General features: G+C 51.4%; 13 protein-coding genes. 11 read left to right on the forward strand and 2 right to left on the reverse strand.

The features are described 5' to 3' along the window. Window positions 1–222: 222 nt before the first annotated feature. A complete protein-coding gene (locus tag DYE26_RS00695; protein ID WP_051985366.1) occupies window positions 223–1494 on the forward strand; it encodes a sugar ABC transporter substrate-binding protein in 1272 nt (423 codons plus the stop codon). Here DYE26_RS00695 and DYE26_RS00700 read toward each other — a convergent pair whose 3' ends face one another. After that, on the reverse strand, window positions 1495–2571 hold the full coding sequence (locus DYE26_RS00700) for a coiled-coil domain-containing protein (protein WP_036621364.1): 1077 nt from the start codon (window positions 2569–2571) through the stop codon (window positions 1495–1497). It abuts the gene before it with no gap. 127 nt (window positions 2572–2698) lie between these two features. Then, the gene (locus DYE26_RS00705) at window positions 2699–2935 is read right to left on the reverse strand and encodes a DUF2626 family protein (protein ID WP_036621366.1); all 237 of its coding nucleotides are present in this window, start codon (window positions 2933–2935) and stop codon (window positions 2699–2701) included. Between the two features lie 346 nt (window positions 2936–3281). On the opposite strand from DYE26_RS00705, the gene DYE26_RS00710 reads away from it, so the two are divergent. The 10 genes from DYE26_RS00710 (at window position 3282) to DYE26_RS00755 (ending at window position 14907) form a co-directional block, all read left to right on the forward strand. Then, window positions 3282–3932: an RsfA family transcriptional regulator gene (locus tag DYE26_RS00710; protein WP_036621367.1), complete on the forward strand. Its 651-nt coding sequence runs from the start codon at window positions 3282–3284 to the stop codon at window positions 3930–3932. Window positions 3933–4439: 507 nt separating this feature from the next. Next, window positions 4440–5420, forward strand: coding sequence for a ketopantoate reductase family protein (locus DYE26_RS00715; RefSeq protein WP_036621369.1), 981 nt, complete (start codon window positions 4440–4442; stop codon window positions 5418–5420). A gap of 52 nt (window positions 5421–5472) precedes the next feature. Continuing rightward, on the forward strand, window positions 5473–5859 hold the full coding sequence (locus tag DYE26_RS00720) for a DUF3397 domain-containing protein (protein WP_036621370.1): 387 nt from the start codon (window positions 5473–5475) through the stop codon (window positions 5857–5859). A 232-nt stretch (window positions 5860–6091) separates the two neighbouring features. Continuing rightward, on the forward strand, window positions 6092–7789 hold the full coding sequence (locus DYE26_RS00725; protein WP_036621372.1) for a peptide ABC transporter substrate-binding protein: 1698 nt from the start codon (window positions 6092–6094) through the stop codon (window positions 7787–7789). 180 nt (window positions 7790–7969) lie between these two features. Then, window positions 7970–8902, forward strand: a complete 933-nt coding sequence (locus DYE26_RS00730) for an ABC transporter permease (protein WP_036621374.1) — start codon at window positions 7970–7972, stop codon at window positions 8900–8902. Further along, window positions 8902–9861 carry an ABC transporter permease gene (locus tag DYE26_RS00735; RefSeq protein WP_371861052.1) on the forward strand — a complete coding sequence of 320 codons (960 nt, stop codon included), beginning with the start codon at window positions 8902–8904 and terminating at the stop codon, window positions 9859–9861. The genes DYE26_RS00730 and DYE26_RS00735 overlap by 1 nt, the downstream gene beginning before the upstream one ends. 11 nt (window positions 9862–9872) lie before the next feature. Continuing rightward, entirely contained in the window at window positions 9873–10868 is a 996-nt protein-coding gene (locus DYE26_RS00740; protein WP_036621377.1) for an ABC transporter ATP-binding protein, read from the forward strand. Further along, window positions 10865–11809, forward strand: coding sequence for an ABC transporter ATP-binding protein (locus DYE26_RS00745; RefSeq protein ID WP_036621378.1), 945 nt, complete (start codon window positions 10865–10867; stop codon window positions 11807–11809). The genes DYE26_RS00740 and DYE26_RS00745 overlap by 4 nt, the downstream gene beginning before the upstream one ends. 177 nt (window positions 11810–11986) lie before the next feature. Next, complete coding sequence (bshC, locus tag DYE26_RS00750; RefSeq protein ID WP_036621380.1) at window positions 11987–13624, forward strand: bacillithiol biosynthesis cysteine-adding enzyme BshC; 1638 nt, start codon at window positions 11987–11989, stop codon at window positions 13622–13624. A 14-nt stretch (window positions 13625–13638) separates the two neighbouring features. After that, window positions 13639–14907, forward strand: coding sequence for an adenosylhomocysteinase (locus DYE26_RS00755; RefSeq protein ID WP_036621382.1), 1269 nt, complete (start codon window positions 13639–13641; stop codon window positions 14905–14907). Window positions 14908–15225: the final 318 nt, after the last annotated feature.

Raw genomic sequence — 15225 nt, forward strand, 5'->3', positions numbered from 1 at the left:
GTTAACCTGACTCTAACAGCGGGGGGAACGCCATATCCATCCCTCCCCTTGCACTTAGCGGATGGGTTTACATGACAAAGAACCTCGTCAGCGGCGAGGGTTTTCTAATTTTTGGCGGGACAACCGGATTCGCGATTTGTTACAATAAATAGCGATAGCTTTATGACAGGGCCGTACAGGGGTTAGGGGTTGGTGCCCCTGGGGCGGAGAGGATGAACGGGTGTGAAGCGAAAAAACCATTGGGTGCTTTTTGCCCTCCTTCTGCTGGCGTTGATCAATTTGTCCCCCAGCGAGGAAACGGCGCTGGTCCGTTCCGAAGAACGCGGCGACGAACCGCCGGCCAGCGTTCCGCAAACCGAGGTACCCCAGGAAACGGGACATATTCGGGTAGCGGTGCAGATGAACGAGTCCGATTTTCGCCAGCTTGAGCAAATGACCCGGACGTTTATGGACAGCCATAAGGTCCAGGTCGAATTGACGAATGTTGCTTCGGAAGAAGCCTACGCGTCGTTCCAAAACTTGTTGAAGCTTGGTGAGTCGCCTGACGTTTTGCTGTTGGACAACGCCTGGGTGCGTCAATTTGCGGCGGACGGATATTTGCTGCCGACGGAAATTTATTATTCGGGAGTTTTGTCGGGAGAAGTGTTAAGCGTTTCCCTCGTTCCAAACGAGTGGAACGGTTACGTGTGGGGAGTTCCTGCGGATGTCGATCCTTATGTATATGTATTCTCGGATAAGGCGATGAAAGAGCTGGGAATGGAGGCGCCCCCGGATTCGCCGGACGCGTGGAACGCGTTGCTAGCTTCCGGCTCCGAACCAAAACGGCTTCCGCAGCATTTGCTGGGCGTGGACGGAAGCGATCCTTATGCGGCCCTGACGCTGCTTTGGCAGCTTGGCGGCGGCGCTAAGGAAAATGGACAAGCTTCCCCATTTACGCTTACCGGTGAAATGCAGACCGCGCTAATGCGGCTGGAGCAGCTTCGGCCTTATTTGGTATCGAAAGGTTCGCCGCCGGCGGAGGACCAGGGCTTGTGGAACCAACTGCAGCGCGGCGAGCTTGCGATGCTGTTAACGACGGCTTCGGAGGCCGCAAGCCATCCGCAGGCGGGTACAAAAGCCGTGTTGCCCGAGAAGAAGCAGGGGCGGTATTCGGGCTGGATCGCCGGGCGGAGTTACGCGGTCTCTTCGCATTCCCAAAACCCCGATGCCGCTGGGGAATGGATTGAGGCAATGACCTCCTCAGAAAGCCAAAGCCAATGGTTTGAAGCAACGGGTCATCTCCCTGTGTTGCACGCGGTCTACGATGAGGCTGCGAAATATAAGCTGCCGGATTGGAGCGGGGCGTTCGCGGCATCGGGAGCGAAGTCCGCGATGCCGGCCGGAAGCGGTCTTCCGGCCGAGCTGGAGGAGTTTTCCGGGCTTGTGGAAAATTATTTGAACGGAAAGGCGAGCGCCGCGTCTTTGGCGGACAAGTTCGGACGGAGCGGGCAGTAATCAGAACGACAACTTCAATTTGACGACTAAGGTTCCCCGGGAAATCGTCACTTCGGTGGCTTCCACAAAGGGGACTATTTTTTTGGGGTAAAAACCCAAATCGAAGTCGCGTTCAAGCTCGGCCCGGGTCGTGTCCGGGAGCTCCAGGCCGTTAAACAGCAAACGGTCGACGTGAAAAGTAATGGAGTTTTCCGGCTCCCGCTCCACCGTGTAATGTCCATCCACCTTAAGTTCAAGCCCTTCCCGGCTGCCCTGCACCGTGATTTGATTTTCCAGGAAGGAGAAGCGGATGTCTTTTAATAGTTCATTTTTGCGATGCAGAAATTCGTTCAGCTCCTCCTGCCGAACCGTCAGGGTGTAACCTCCCTTTTCGGCAACCAGGCTGTCCTCGTATTCGTTCAAAAAGTCGGGAAACTCGGACATCACTGCGGACAGCGCGGCGAAATATTTTCTCAGCTCATTCAGTCCGACGTTTTCCCAATAAACCATCAAATCTTCGATCATCGCCTTCAACTTTTCCGGATCCGCGCTAAGGCCGAGGGACCGGTCCACCTGCTGCTGCAGGGCGGCGACGCGCTCCCGCTGAAGCTGAAGCTCCGCTTTCATCCGGGCAAGATCGTCCGACACGGTTTCCAGCTCATGTTTCGTATTCATCAGATCGGCATATTCGGATTTGTACTTTCCCAGCACGATGCGATCGCGCTCCAAAATCAATTGATAATAATCCAATACGGTAAAAAAATCTTTTAAGCTGCCCACTGACAGCAGAGCTGCAAACAGATTTTCCCGCTCCCCCATATAATATGCCCGGATGCGCGCCCCGGCCTGTTCCCGGCTGACCCGGATCTGTTCGTTTTTCGCGGCCAGTTGTCCTGACAGCTTCCGGATCGCGGTTTCCGTCTCCTGCTGCCTTGCTTCAATGCGGGCGATTTCTCTATCGATCTCCTTGATGGACAAGCTTTGCTCCAATATTTGCTGCTCCTCTTCCGTAAGCGTCTCGGCCCATGACGCCGCCGGAAGAAGGAAAGCGAAGATGCAGAGCACCAGCAGCACCAAGGATGGATAACGTTTGTTCAAAGAAGATCCTCTCCCGTGAGTAGTTGTACTATATATATGTTACCAAGCGAGGAAATAGCAGGGATCATGAAAAAAGGCGGCTCGACCCGAGGTCGAACCGCCTTTTGCAACGCTTTTTTTATTCGGATTATAGTGGCAAACCCATTTTGAAGACCGTCCAATAGCTGAAACCTGTAAAGGCGACGATCATATATCCCCAGAACAGCAGGATATACGTTCTTTCCGTAAACTTCAGGTAACCGAAAAGAACGAAAAAGGCGGTTTGCAGAAAAAACAGCAGCGCCATTTCGGTCATACCGCCGGCAAAGGCCATGAGTCCAATGGCAAGGGTAAAGAAACCAAGGACGCGGAACATGCGTGCCACGAATAAATCCCCCTTTCATATGTATCGACGAAGGTCCCATTTCTTTACTCATTATACCCGTTAGCCCGATAAGTGTAAACGAAAAGTCAGCAATTAACCTGGGTATGCCTGGTAAAATGTGATGAATATTATGGTAATTGCCCGGTTTTCGTCAGCGTTTTCCATTGCGTTCATACATCAGGTATGGAGAACCCGGATTTTGGAAATACATTTTAGTATCAAATAGATTCTATGAACTCTATGAGAGGCATAGAAATGGAGTAAGAAGCTTTTTACTTATTCGTCCGCCGGTATGCCGGCGGGAAAACGGTTTAAGACTAGGATGTCGTTAGGAGGTTTTTATAGCATGACAGCAGTGAGACAAGACGCATGGAGCGCGGAAGATGATTTGATTTTGGCCGAGGTGACTCTTCGCCATATTCGGGAGGGCAGCACACAGCTTACCGCATTCGAGGAGGTTGGGGAACGGATCGGCAGAACGGCGGCCGCATGCGGGTTCCGCTGGAACAGCTGCGTCCGTAAAAAATATGAAGCGGCGATCAGCATAGCCAAAGCCCAGCGGCAAAAACGGAATTATATGAAAAAGCAATCGTCGCTCTCCGCAGGTTCCGGCATCGCTTCCCTCGCTTCGGTGGAAACGGAGGACGGTTACCGCAGCGAAGGCGTGACGGAGGAGACGATTTCCATCGACGCGGTCATCCGCTTTTTGCGCGGTTGGAAAAACACGGTGCAGGAAACGAACCGGCATGTCAAAGCGTTGGAAAAGGAATTGCGGGAAAAGGAAGAAGAAATCGCCGCGCTGAAGGAGGAGAACGAACGCCTCTCGGCGCAGGTTAATGAAGTGCAAACCGACTACAGAGCGGTTAACGACGACTACAAAGCTTTAATCCAAATCATGGACCGTGCTCGTCGCCTTGCCTTTCTGAACGAAGAGGACGAAGAAAGCAAATCGCGGTTTAAGATGGACGCGAACGGGAATTTGGAGCGTATCGAGTAGGAGCCGCAAAACGCAAAAATCCCGCCTGGGCGGGGACAATGCATGGCAAATCTCTTCTTGTAAAATGAATCATGGTAAATGATATCGTTTGACTTTAAGATCGCTGTTGCAGACGGATGAGCTGATTGAACTTTAGAGGTATGCAATTGCGGTAAACGTGTGAAATGTTCTTACGATCGCTGTTGTTCACGGATTTCTATTGATTTTATAGATTCCAACAAGGAAGAAATCCGCTCGCAAAGGCGACCACTGCCGTTTCTTCAGAATTATTTCACACCTCCCGCATGGAACATACCGGTTCTTTCGTTCAATTTTATCCGTTACATAGCTTAGAATTGAATCGATTTCTTTGCTAAGATTCACTAATGGACAAGAGAACTGCCCAAGCTTAGTATCCATCCCGCCATATGGCGGGATTTTTGTGTTTTGGGGGAAGGGTTTGGTATAAAATGAAGAGGAACAATTATAGAGGATTTGCGATAAGACGGCGAAAGGAAGTTAGTTGAGGTGAAGATAGATATTATTGGGGCGGGGGCGCTCGGGCTGTTGTTTGGCGGAAAGCTTGCTGAGGCGGGAGAACGGGTGCGTTTTTGGACAAGAACGGCCGCGCAGGCAGAGCTGCTCCGAGGGGAAGGCGTCGAGCTGACGGAGCCTGATGGAACGATCCATATAATAGAAGGAAAGCGGTTTGCTGCGGACGCACTTGATCAGACGGCCGAAACGGATATGGCGGAGGCGCCCGATTGGCTGCTGCTGATGACGAAGCAGGGCCATATCACCGAAACTTTATTGACGGCTTGCGGCCGGCTAGCCGGAAAGCATACCCGCATCGTTTGTTTTCAAAATGGAGCGGGGCACTTGGAACGGATTCGGCAAATCATCCCGGGGCAAGCGTTATATGCGGCGATCACCACGGAAGGCGCAAAACGAGCGGACGGACGCAGCGTAACCCGGGCCGGGTTTGGTGAAACGCGTGCCGGGATCTACAAGGATGGAGAATCTGGCGGCACGGGAGTTGATTTTCCCGAATTTTCGGGGGAAAGTTTGGTAAATTTGCTTCGAAAGGCAGGATTTAACGCCTTTTTGTCGAATGACATCGGAAAGGAAATGTTCAGGAAGCTGCTCATCAATGCGGTTATTAATCCGCTTACGGCAATTTGGCGGATTCCGAACGGCCAATTGCTGGAATCGGAGGCGCGAATAGCGGCGATGCGGCAGCTGTGCGACGAAGGGGAACGCATTTTTCGGGCAAACGGAATCGCACACGATGCGGATATCTATGCGCAAATCCTGGAGGTTTGCCGCTCTACGGCCGGCAACACCTCGTCGATGCTGAAGGATGTCCTTGCGGGAAATCCGACGGAAATCGATTTTATTAACGGCCGTCTGGCGGAAATGGCGCGTGCCAAGCAGGTTGACGCCCCTGGACATGAGTTGGTTTGGCAGCTGATTCGGGGGATGCAACCTGACATGCATATAAAAATATAGTTACTTACTTTTTGTGTAAGCTTTTCTTTTCCAACATAAAGGAGGTGGGTTTTTGAGTGTTTTGGCCACTTTTCTTATCGTGTTTTCCATGATTCCGGTCATTCCGTTTTTGCTCGTTTATTTCATATACTACTATGGGGCAAAACGCGAGAAAAAAGCCGCCATTATGCTGGCGATGGACGTCACGACGCTATTTCTGATCTTGGGGGCGGCCGCTTTGTTCAACAATGTGTTTCACTCCTCATTCGGCTTCTACCTGATTCTGCTTGTATTGCTTATTGCCGGCGGATTGATCGGCGGGGCGCAAAACCGCCTGAAAGGCAAGGTGGACGTGCGGCGACTGCTGCGCGCGGTTTGGCGCTTGGCGTTTGCGGGGACGGGGGCAGCTTACATTCTTTTATTTTTAATCAGTTTCATTACATATATTTTGACCGCTTAAACTATAATATACAAACCAGGGACCGCCAAATAACGAATGAAACCATGACACCCAAGGTTAATTGTTAAGAAACAGCAATTGTCAATATGGGATAACGGACGATTTTGTTACATGAGCGGGCCCTTTTTGGCGAAAAACGCGGAATTACCGAAAATTTATGTTGGATTTTTTTGACCGCTGGTTGTATAATCTAAAAACATATACCACAATATTTTAAGGGGGATAACGCTAGATGAAGAAGAGTAAGAGTCTACTCCTGCTTCTGACGCTCGTTCTCGCCGTGGGCACGTTGCTTTCCGCGTGCGGTTCGAACGGCGGCAACGGCGCTGCAAACGGCGGCAACAATAAAGCTTCCGACAGCGGCAACAGCGGCGAAGAAAAATTGGCTGCGGATCAAACGCTTCGTTTGAACGCTGCGGCGGACGTGCCGACATTTGACCCGGCGCTGGCTCAAGATAACCAGGCACACCTGGCGCTCAGCCTTATGTACGAAGGTTTGGCGCGTCTTGAAGGCAATAAGGAATTACCCGGTGTAGCTGAAAAATGGGAAGTTTCCGATGATGGCTTGACCTATACTTTCCATCTACGCAAAGACGCTAAGTGGAGCAACGGTGATGCGGTAACCGCGAACGATTTTCTGTTCGCGTGGGAGCGCGTTCTGAATCCTAATTCTAAACCGGCTCCTCCATATGCTTACCAACTTTACTACATTAAAAATGCGGAGCAGTACAATAAGGGCGAAATTACAGATTTTTCGCAAGTAGGCGCAAAAGCAGTCGATGATTACACACTACAAGTCGAGTTGAATAATCCGACGCCGTATTTTGTCAACTTGACCGCTTTCTATACCTACTTCCCTGTCCATTCTTCGGTTAAAGGCAATGACAAATGGGCTACGGATCCAAGCACGATGATCACCAACGGACCGTTCGTGCTGAAGAGCCGCGTGCCCGGACAATCGATGGAATATGTTAAAAACGATCATTACTGGGCTAAGGACGAAATCAAGCTCAATACGATTAAGTTTACGATCGTGAACAGCGCAGCAACCGAAGTGCTCAGTTACAAAAACGGAGAGCTTGATCGCGCAGGCATGCCGAACGGCAACATTCCCGCGGACCAGATCCCGATTTTGAAACAGGAACTTCCTAATGAACTGGCTTTGCCGTCGATCGCGAATGTATATTACTATGAATTTAACACGGAGGCTGAACCGTTTACGAACGCGAAAATCCGTAAAGCGTTTGCGATGGCAATTTCGCGTCAAGATCTCGTGGATAAGATTACCCTGGGTGGACAGATTCCAGCATACGGCTTTGTTCCGCCGGGTATGAAAGGCGTAAACGACGAATTCCGCAAGGAGCATAGCGAACCGTTGTTTAGCGAAAATGTGGAAGAAGCCAAAAAACTGCTGCAGGAAGGTATGCAGGAGGAAGGTTACACAACGCTACCGGAAATTACTTTGATCTACAACACGGACGAAAATCATAAGAAACTAGCTACGGCAATCGCTGACATGTGGAAAAAGAACCTGGGCGTAGATGTTAAACTTGAAAACCAGGAATGGCAAGTATTCCTGGATAACCGTACCAACGGCAACTTCCAGATTGCGCGCGCCGGTTGGGTACCGGATTATAACGACCCGATGACGTTCATTGATATGTGGACCACCAACAGCGGCAACAACAAGATTAGACTCAAAAATGAAGAGTATGACAAACTGGTAGCCGATACGTATAAAGAAGCGGATAACCAGAAACGTATGGACAACATGGCTAGAGCTGAAGAAATTCTGATTAAAGAAGAGATGGGTGTAATGCCGATTTATTACTATGTGCAGCCTTCTTTGACAAAGCCGTATCTTAAAGGCGTAACAATGGATTATAGCGGCGCTGTTTACTACGACCGGGCTTATCTTTTGGAACATTAATATCCCGAACTAGAAAACGGTGTTATAAAAGCAGCATATAGCTATGGGATATATGTGTGGAACTGCCACATATATCCCGTTTTTTTATGTATCCCCATTAGACATACCTATTTATATAAACTACTATTTTATAAGAGCGCAGTTTTATTGTGACATTACTAAGGAGGTGTTTCTGCGGATATGGTGCGTTATTTTGCAAACAAGTTTTTTTATTTGCTTGTTTCCTTATTCATTCTGATTACGGCAACATTTTTCTTGATGAAAGCCATCCCCGGCAATCCGTTTTTGTCGGAAAAGGCCGTATCGCCGGAAATCAGAGAGAAGCTATTTCATCAGTATGGTTTGGATAAACCTGTATTCGTCCAATACATCGACTATCTGGGCAAGGTGATCCGGGGCGATCTAGGTATTTCAATGAAAATAATAAATCAAGACGTTACGGATCGTATTTTGCAGACTTTTTCAGCTTCGCTGCGTTTGGGGTTGGTGGCGATCGTCGCTTCGGTAATCATCGGGGTATTGCTCGGGATGCTCGCGGCGTTATATCACCGGAAACTGATTGACAACATCGCGATGGTTTTGGCGGTGCTTGGCATCGCCGTACCAAGCTTCGTCATCGCCGCCTTGCTGCAATTTTTCCTGGCTTTTAAATTGCACTTATTCAATGTTGCGGGACTTCAGAGTCCGCTGGACTTTGTGCTTCCTGTTGCGGCGTTGTCTGCGCAGCCAATCGCGTTTATCGCTCGCTTGACACGTTCCAGCATGCTGGAAGTACTCAATGCGGACTATATTAAAACGGCAAAGGCAAAAGGTCTAAACTGGGTAACGATCATGTTTAGACATGTGATCCGCAACGGCATCCTTCCCGTAGTTACTTATTTGGGAACGATGACCGCGAATATTGTTACAGGCTCTGTGGTCATTGAGCAGGTGTTCGGGATTGGAGGTATCGGTAAGCAGTTTGTCCAATCCATAGGGGATCGGGATTATCCGATGATTATGGGGATCACGATTTTTTATGGCGCCTTGCTTATGTTTACACGGTTTATTACCGATTTGTTATATCCTTTTATCGATCCGCGAATTAAACTGGTTAAAGGTAAGGAGGGGTAATTTTGTCGGCAAATAAAGTTACGACAACGCCTGTTAATTCAACGGATCTGACCCAGGAGGATTTTCGGAAAATCGGGGCCAATGAAAAACAAGCGGAAGAGATTCAAAGGGAAAGTATTTCGGCTTGGCGCGACGCCTGGGAGCGTTTGTTGAAAAATAAACTGGCTATGGTAGCGTTGACGGTTCTTGCCATTATTGTCCTGATGGCTATATTCGGCCCAATGATGTCGCCATACGACGATCGCACGAACGATTTGATGAGCACAAATCTTCCTCCTTTTACTGGGGATCATTGGTTCGGTACTGACGATTTGGGGCGCGACATGTTCGTACGAACCTGGATGGGAGCGCGGATCTCGTTGATTGTAGGGCTTGTAGCGGCCTTGGTCGACCTGATGATCGGGGTTATTTACGGTGGAATTATGGGATATTTCGGCGGACGCGTTGATGAAATCATGAATAAATTTTCGGAAGTTCTGTATTCGATTCCTTACCTGCTCGTGACGATTTTGCTGCTGGTCGTGCTTAAACCGAGTCTTGGGACGATTATACTGGCGCTGACGATTACAGGTTGGATTAATATGTCCTGGATCGTTCGCGGCGAAATTATGCAACTGAAAAATCGTGAATTCGTTCTGGCATCCCGGTCGATGGGGGCGGGATCGATGCGCCTTCTGTTCCGGCACTTGTTGCCCAATGCAATGGGCCCGATTATCGTAACTTTGACGTTGTCCGTGCCGAATGCGATCTTTTCGGAGGCGTTCTTGAGCTTTCTTGGTCTCGGGGTTCAATCTCCGGCGGCGTCGCTTGGTTCGATGGTTAACGATGCTTTGACCGGTTGGATGTATTATCCTTGGCGGATGTTGTTCCCGGCCGTATTGATCAGTTTGACAATGCTTGCTTTTAATATTCTGGGTGATGGCTTGCGCGACGCGCTGGATCCTAAACTGAAGAAATAGGAGGTGGAATGATGGAGCCGATTTTACAAGTCAAAGATTTGCATGTATCCTTTCAAGTCAAAGGCGGCGAAGTGAAAGCTGTTCGCGGGATGAATTTTGAAGTTGGGAAAGGGGAAACGGTTGCGGTTGTCGGCGAATCCGGCAGCGGTAAAAGTGTAACGGCCCAAACGATCATGCGTCTGATTCCGTCCCCTCCGTCAATCATTAAGCAAGGTGAAATTATTTTTCAAGGCGAAAACCTGTTGACCAAAAGCAATAAAGAAATGGAAGCCATTCGCGGTAAAGATATCGGCATGATTTTTCAGGACCCGATGACCTCTTTGAATCCTACGATAAAGGTAGGCCGACAAATCACCGAAGTGTTAATCAAACATCAGAAAATGTCAGCGGGCGAAGCAAAAGAACGTGCCATTGAAATGCTGAAGCTTGTCGGCATTAAAAATGCGGAAGCCCGCTTTAACCAATACCCTCACGAATTTTCCGGGGGCATGCGGCAGCGTGCCATGATCGCCATTGCGCTTGCCTGCCGGCCGGCGCTGCTGATCGCCGATGAACCGACGACGGCGCTTGACGTTACGATTCAGGCGCAAATCATGGACGTGATGAAAGAGATGCAGGCGCATCTCGGCACTTCCATCATTTTGATTACCCACGACCTCGGCGTCGTTGCCGGCATGTGCGACCGCGTTATCGTTATGTATGCCGGCGAGGTGGTGGAGACCGGAACGAAGTGGGAAATCTTTAAAAACCCGCAGCATCCTTACACGAAGGGTTTGCTGCGTTCAATGCCGCGGTTGGATCAAAAGAAAGGGGAGCCCCTTATCCCTATTATCGGCACTCCGCCGGATTTGATTAAACCGCCGGTTGGCTGTCCGTTTGCGGCCCGCTGTGAGCATGCGATGAAGATCTGCGAACGCATCGATCCGGGAGCGACCGTATTCAGCGATACGCATATGGCCCGGTGCTGGGATCTTCACCCGATGGCCAAGGAGGGACAGTCGTCATGAGCATTGGAAAAACGTTGATCGAAGTCGAAGGACTCAAGAAATATTTTAACGTCGGCGGCGGCAATGTGCTGAAAGCCGTCAACGACATTAGCTTCTCGATTGCCGAAGGTGAAACGCTAGGCCTCGTTGGCGAGTCGGGCTGCGGCAAATCAACTGCCGGACGAACGATTCTTCGATTGTACGAGCCGACCGGGGGCAGCATTCGCTTCAACGGAACCGATATTACGAAACTGGCTCCGCGGAAAATGAAGGCGATGCGCCGCGATATGCAGATGATTTTCCAAGATCCGTACGCCTCGCTGAATCCGCGGTTTACGGTGACGGATATCATCGGTGAAGCGCTGGACATCCACGGTATGGCCGGCTCGCGGGCCGAACGCAAAAAACGCGTGGAAGAACTGCTTGATATGGTCGGCTTGAATCCCGATCATGCGACGCGTTATCCGCATGAATTTTCCGGCGGACAACGGCAGCGGATCGGGATTGCCCGCGCGCTGGCGGTAAATCCGAAGTTCATTATCTGTGACGAACCGATATCGGCGCTCGACGTGTCCATTCAGGCGCAGGTGGTCAACCTGCTTAAAGAACTGCAGGATCGCCTCGGCTTGACGTATTTGTTTATCGCCCACGATCTGTCGATGGTTAAGCATATCAGCGATCGCGTAGCCGTCATGTATTTGGGCCGGATCGTTGAGCTTGCGGAAAGCGAAGAGCTCTACGCCAACCCGCAGCACCCGTATACCAAAACGCTGCTGTCGGCGATTCCGATTCCGGACCCGGAGATCGAAGCGAACAAGAAGCGGATTCATCTGGAGGATACGGGGAACGGCCCGATTACTTCCAAGGACGGCAAAACCGACGGCGGATTGTTTGATCTGGACAATTCGGAGCTGGTTGAAGTGTCCAAAGGCCATTTTGTGGCGATGCCGAAAAAAGGATAAGCTGCTCAGATGCAGACTCCTGCTGCACGGTTAAAACCGGCTGCGGGAGTTTTTTGCCGTTTTAGGCTTACGGAAAGTGAGAAATTTAACAAAAGTAAGGTTAGCTTTGACGGGTACGCGGAGTATCCGGTACAATCAAGTAAGGTTTGCATGGAAGAACAGGAGGCAGGTAACCTGATGAATATAGTACAAGATCCTTTGGCTCCAACCGGTCCGCTTGCGGATGCGTATGCGCATCGTTTTGGAGCGGTTGCTCAGCTTTACGAATATGATCCGGCGCTGGATGAAAGTTGGTCCAGCCGGCTCGAATGGCTGGATGAAACGGAGCATCGCCGGATAAACCGGACCGCCTTGGTTAGCCGGCTGCGCGAGTACAACCGCCTGCACAACCCGGATGCCGCGGTGGAACAGGCGCTGGGCAAGCTTGAGCAGCCGGGGACGGCGGTCATCGTCGGCGGGCAGCAAAGCGGCTTGTTTACCGGGCCGCTGCTGGTGATTTACAAGGCGATCACGATCATTAAAGCGGCCAAAACCGCCGCCGCTAAACTGAATCGGCCGGTCGTGCCGGTGTTTTGGATCGCCGGGGAAGACCATGATTGGGACGAAGTGAATCATTCCTACATTTTGTCTCCGGACTTGCAGGTCAAGCGCATCCGCATTAAACGCGACCCGGACAACCGCCTGCCGGTCAGCTTTAGCCAGGTTCAAAGCGAGGATTGGGAGCAGGCGGCGGATGAACTGGAGCAACTGCTTCCGGGCAGCGAGTTTAAGTCCGGCTTGATGGAGCTGTTCAGACGTTCCGCCGCGGAATCGGCGAGCCTGTCGGAATGCTTCGCCAAGCTGATGGGGGCTTGGTTCGGCAAATACGGCCTTGTGCTGCTGGATTCCGCCGATGGCGAACTCCGCCAGCTGGAAACCCCGGTGTTTGAGTCGATTATCCGGCAAAACGACGAGCTGGAAACGGCTTATTTCGAAAGCGCCCGCGATTTGGCCGCGCTAGGATACGAACCGCAAGCCGAAGTGAGCGAAGGCGGAGCCAATCTGTTTTACATACATGAGCAGGAGCGGCTGCTGCTGTTCAAGCGGGAAGGCGGCTTCGCCGACCGGAAAGGCAAGGTTTCCTTCACCCGGGATGAACTGTTGGCCGAGCTTCGCGAGCATCCGGAGCGTTTCAGCAACAATGTGCTGACCCGGCCGCTGATGCAGGACAGCCTTTTGCCGGTACTCGGCGCAGTGTTGGGTCCGGGGGAAATCTCCTACTGGGCGTTAATACGTAAAGCGTTTGGCAAGCTGGGCTTGAAAATGCCGCTGCTGCTGGCTCGGGAATCTTTTACCGTGGTAGAGGGCACGCTGCAGAAGCATATGGAAAAATACGGCCTCAGTTGGGACGACGTCAAGGACCTTGAAGTGCTGCGGCAAAAGCGTGAAGCGTGGCTGGCGAACCAGGACGCGATCCGGATTGACGCCCGGTTTGACGAAATCAAATCGGCTTTTGGCGAAATGTACGATCCGTTGATCGAGCAGCTGGCCGGCATCCAAAACGGGCTGCTGAAATTAGGGGCCGCCAATCGCGATAAAGTCTACGATCAGATCGAATATTTGCGCGGCAAGGCGAAGGACGCCCTGGAGAAAAGCAATGAAGCGGGGCTGCGCCATTTCGAGCGGATCGAGCTATCGCTGTTTCCACTTCGGAAGCCGCAGGAACGGGTTTATAACATATTTTATTATATGAACCGGTTTGGCGTGGAATGGATTGACGCTCTGATGGATATTCCTTATGACATCACGGGAACGCACCGAATTATATATTTATAGGAGGCAGATCGAAAATGAGTTCAGCAGCGATTCAAAACAGTATTATTACGGACTTGAAGCTAGCGCCGGAGGGGCACCTCAAAATCGATTGGGTGGAGGCCCACATGCCGGTGCTGAACCGGATCCGCAAGCAGTTTGAAGCGGAGCAGCCGTTCAAAGGCTTGAAGGTGACGATCTCGCTGCACCTTGAAGCGAAAACCGCTTATTTGGCGAAGGTGGTGCAAGCCGGAGGAGCCGAAGTGACGATCACCGGAAGCAATCCGCTGTCGACCCAGGATGATGTCTGCGCGGCGCTCGTGGAAGACGGGGTTACGGTATATGCCAAATACAACCCGGAACCGGCGGAGTACAAAGCGCTTTTGATCAAGGCGCTGGAAACGAAACCCGATCTGATCATCGACGACGGCGGCGACCTTGTCACGATTCTGCATTCCGAACGGCCGGACCTGCTGGAAAATGTCCGCGGCGGCGCCGAGGAAACGACGACCGGCATTTTGCGCCTGAAAGCGATGGATAAGGAAGGAAAGCTTAAATTCCCAATGGTCGCAGTAAACGATGCCTACTGCAAATATTTGTTCGACAACCGCTATGGCACCGGACAATCGGTATGGGACGGCATCAACCGCACGACGAATCTGGTGGTCGCCGGCAAAACCGTGGTCGTCGTCGGCTACGGCTGGTGCGGCAAAGGCGTGGCGATGCGGGCCAAGGGGCTTGGCGCCAACGTCATCGTCACCGAAGTTGATGCGATCAAAGCCGTCGAAGCCTACATGGACGGGTTCCGCGTAATGCCGATGCTGGACGCCGCCAAGCTCGGCGATTTCTTCGTGACGGTAACCGGCAACCGTGACGTCATTCGCGGCGAGCATTATGATGTGATGAAAGACGGCGCGATTCTGTCGAACGCCGGCCACTTCGACGTGGAAGTGAACAAACCGGAGCTTCAGGAACGTTCCGTCTCGGTGCGGACCGTTCGCCGCAATATCGAGGAATATCAATTGAAGGACGGACGAAAAATGTACATCCTTGCCGAAGGTCGTCTCGTCAACCTCGCCGCCGGCGACGGACATCCGGCCGAGATCATGGACATGACGTTTGCGCTTCAGGCGTTGTCGCTGAAATACGTTAACGACCGGTACAAGGAAATCGGCAGCACGGTCGTAAACGTGCCGTACGAGCTTGATGAGCAAGTGGCCCGCTTCAAGCTGGAAAGCCTCGGCGTAGGCATCGACACGCTTTCCGTCGAGCAGCGCGCCTACCTCGACAGCTGGCAGGAGCATTGATCGGCTGGCCGAACGTGGCTGGGGTTCCCTTGTAGACAGAAAGACCAGGAATTTTTAAAACAGCGCGAGCGGCTTGGAAGAGCGATACTTCCGGCTGTACGCGCTTTGGCATTGCGCCGGGACAATCTGCAAAAACAAGTTTGCCTGGGATGTTCCAGCGTGAAAAATAAAGGCAAAAAATGTCTTTATTCCCGCGATATCCGCTCATTTAAGAGAAGTAGAGGCAATTTATGCCGCTATTTTCTTAAGGTCGCAAAGAGCTGTCCTCGTTCTGGACCATTCACAGGAAAATAAGTACAAAAAATGCCGCTAATGGGA

The organism is Paenibacillus macerans (assembly GCF_900454495.1).
In the GTDB taxonomy this organism is placed as follows: domain Bacteria; phylum Bacillota; class Bacilli; order Paenibacillales; family Paenibacillaceae; genus Fontibacillus; species Fontibacillus macerans.